Source organism: Acinetobacter sp. YH12046 (genome assembly GCF_013419905.1).
Lineage (GTDB): Bacteria > Pseudomonadota > Gammaproteobacteria > Pseudomonadales > Moraxellaceae > Acinetobacter.
This window is the reverse complement of the sequence record NZ_VOZF01000068.1, coordinates 1-2,167: the sequence shown is the minus strand read 5'-3', so window position 1 is coordinate 2,167 and position 2,167 is coordinate 1. Positions and strand designations below refer to the sequence as shown.

Annotated in this window: 3 protein-coding genes; 2 read left to right on the top strand and 1 reads right to left on the bottom strand. The window is 30.3% G+C overall.

Features of this window, described 5'->3' with window-relative positions:
• The first annotated feature begins 243 nt into the window (after nucleotides 1-243).
• Nucleotides 244-1,038: a hypothetical protein gene (locus tag FTU03_RS15880; RefSeq protein ID WP_031946098.1), complete on the top strand. Its 795-nt coding sequence runs from the start codon at nucleotides 244-246 to the stop codon at nucleotides 1,036-1,038.
• A gap of 94 nt (nucleotides 1,039-1,132) precedes the next feature.
• On the opposite strand, the gene FTU03_RS15875 is transcribed toward FTU03_RS15880, so the two are convergent.
• Nucleotides 1,133-1,327: a type II toxin-antitoxin system RelE/ParE family toxin gene (locus tag FTU03_RS15875; RefSeq protein ID WP_050595110.1), complete on the bottom strand. Its 195-nt coding sequence runs from the start codon at nucleotides 1,325-1,327 to the stop codon at nucleotides 1,133-1,135.
• Nucleotides 1,328-1,498: 171 nt separating this feature from the next.
• On the opposite strand from FTU03_RS15875, the gene FTU03_RS15870 reads away from it, so the two are divergent.
• A complete protein-coding gene (locus FTU03_RS15870) occupies nucleotides 1,499-1,858 on the top strand; it encodes a surface-adhesin E family protein (protein ID WP_179989163.1) in 360 nt (119 codons plus the stop codon).
• Nucleotides 1,859-2,167: the final 309 nt, after the last annotated feature.

The following is a 2,167-nucleotide window of genomic DNA, read 5'->3' as shown; positions in this document are numbered from 1 at the left end:
TAAGTTCTTTATCCGACATAGACACCAACATATCAAACCGTCCGCTAAGAAAATTGCAACAGCGCATATTCTAAAAGCGGACATTTTTACTTTGGAGAAACCGGACATTTCTATTTTGGAGTTACAAGTGTACTTCGTATAATATCCATTATGTTAAATGGACAATTAATAATTGAATATTTCACCTTTTTTTTAATTAGTAGCTAAAATTACTTTATAATTTAAACTTATAAGGTATTTAAAGTGAAAAGTCCTCTTTCTAAAATATTTCTACTAAATATTCTCATAATGGCTGGTAGTGTTGCGTATGCCATTGAAGTTAAGCCATTCAAATTTATAAAAAATAATGAAGGTTATCCAGAAAATATTGGTTTATATAAAATAACAAATAAATACAGTGAGTTATATGTAAAACAGTATCCATTTTCTATTGAGAACAATAATAGAAATGCTGGTTTTATTAGTGAGATCGACCCACAATGTGAAATCTTAGAAAAGATATATAAGCAACAGCAGAATACTTATGTTGTAACAAGTACATGTGGCGCATGGTTTGGTATGAGTAGCCCAGAAAGCCATTATTTTATATATGAGTTTAACGATCTAGCAAAATTAATTAAATCTGAAACTATTGAATTCAAAGAGTCATTAGATATTACTATTTCAGAGCTTAATTCAGGTATAAAAATAACATCAAGCCAAAGTCCTAAAACTGGGAAAAAATATGATTATGAATACAAAAATGGGAGCTTATATGACTTCTCAACATCTATGAATAGAAATTTAGTTTCAAAAGAAAATGATAGAATCTGTAAGGGATTCTATGATCAAGTTTATACTCAATTTAAGTATTCTTATGTACCTGGTATGACTAATCTTTTTGAAATTTTACCTAGACATGCTTATTCATGGGTTCCAAACAAAATAAAATCTAGTGAAGAATTATCAGATAAATTAGCCAATGATTTAAAAGGGAAAGATCTAACACAACGTAGAAATGTTCCTTATTCAAGATTTAAACAAGACTATTGTTCTTAACTAAACTTAAGTATTCCTAAAATTAATATAATAGGTGCTATGCAAAGTCAAAATGTTAGAACCCATTCAAAATGGGAGCTATAAGCTCCCATTTTTAGTCTTTAATACGCTTTTTAGCTTCGTCATAAACTATGCTATCAGCTCGTTTCCCGACTGTGATGAGCAAGATAACTACCTGATCATCTTTAAATTGATAGACAAGTCTGACACCAGCTTTTAATAATTTAATTTTATAGCAACCTGCAAGATTGCCTCTCAGCATATTCTTTGGAATATGTGGCTGCTCTATGACTTTGGCTAGTTACTTCTTAAATTGATCTCGTATAGCAACAGGGAGTTTTTCCCATTTGTGTGTCCTTACCCATTTAACCCATTTAAAATTATTAAATTAAAAAATAAATTGAACAACAGAAATAATATAAGTATATTTCTGGAAATTAGCTTTAAAGAGACTAAGTAGGTGAAAAGACTATTAAAAATTACATTAATCAGCGTAATGGTTCTTAATGCTCAAAATATATTTGCAAAAATAATTATAGATAATGCAAATTATCAATCTAAAATTATAAAATTAAATAGTACAAAGAATCCCAAAATAACAAGAGCTTGGGTAGAAACCGAGTTTAAAGAGGAGAAGAATAGGTCAACAGTTCTATATGAGATAGATTGCGAACAAGAAAAATTCCGAAGACTAGGAGGAGTTATGTACAAAGAAGTAACAGGTGATCCAATAGCTATGGAACCTACAAAAGAAGAATATATAATTCCAAATACAAATCTAGATACGCTTAAAAGGGAGGTATGTACAGGAAAATATTAGAAAAACTTGAGAGATTTGGGGGATCAGAGAATTATTGTAGTTATCCTGATCTAAATGACAATTCAAGAGTAAAGATAGAAAAAATTTGTTATTTAATTTAGGGCGGCACTGTCACACGAGGGTGTAAATAATTCTGTGTAAATACAGTTTTATTTACAGTCTCTAAAGCTCCCTTTTTATAGGGCACTGTTGCAAATAGGCTGACATGATAAGCTAAATATCTTATTTATTTCGAGATACAGCAGATGAATCCCTTCCACGGTCGGCACTTTCAAGGTGAAATCATTCTTTGGGCTGTTCGTTGGTATT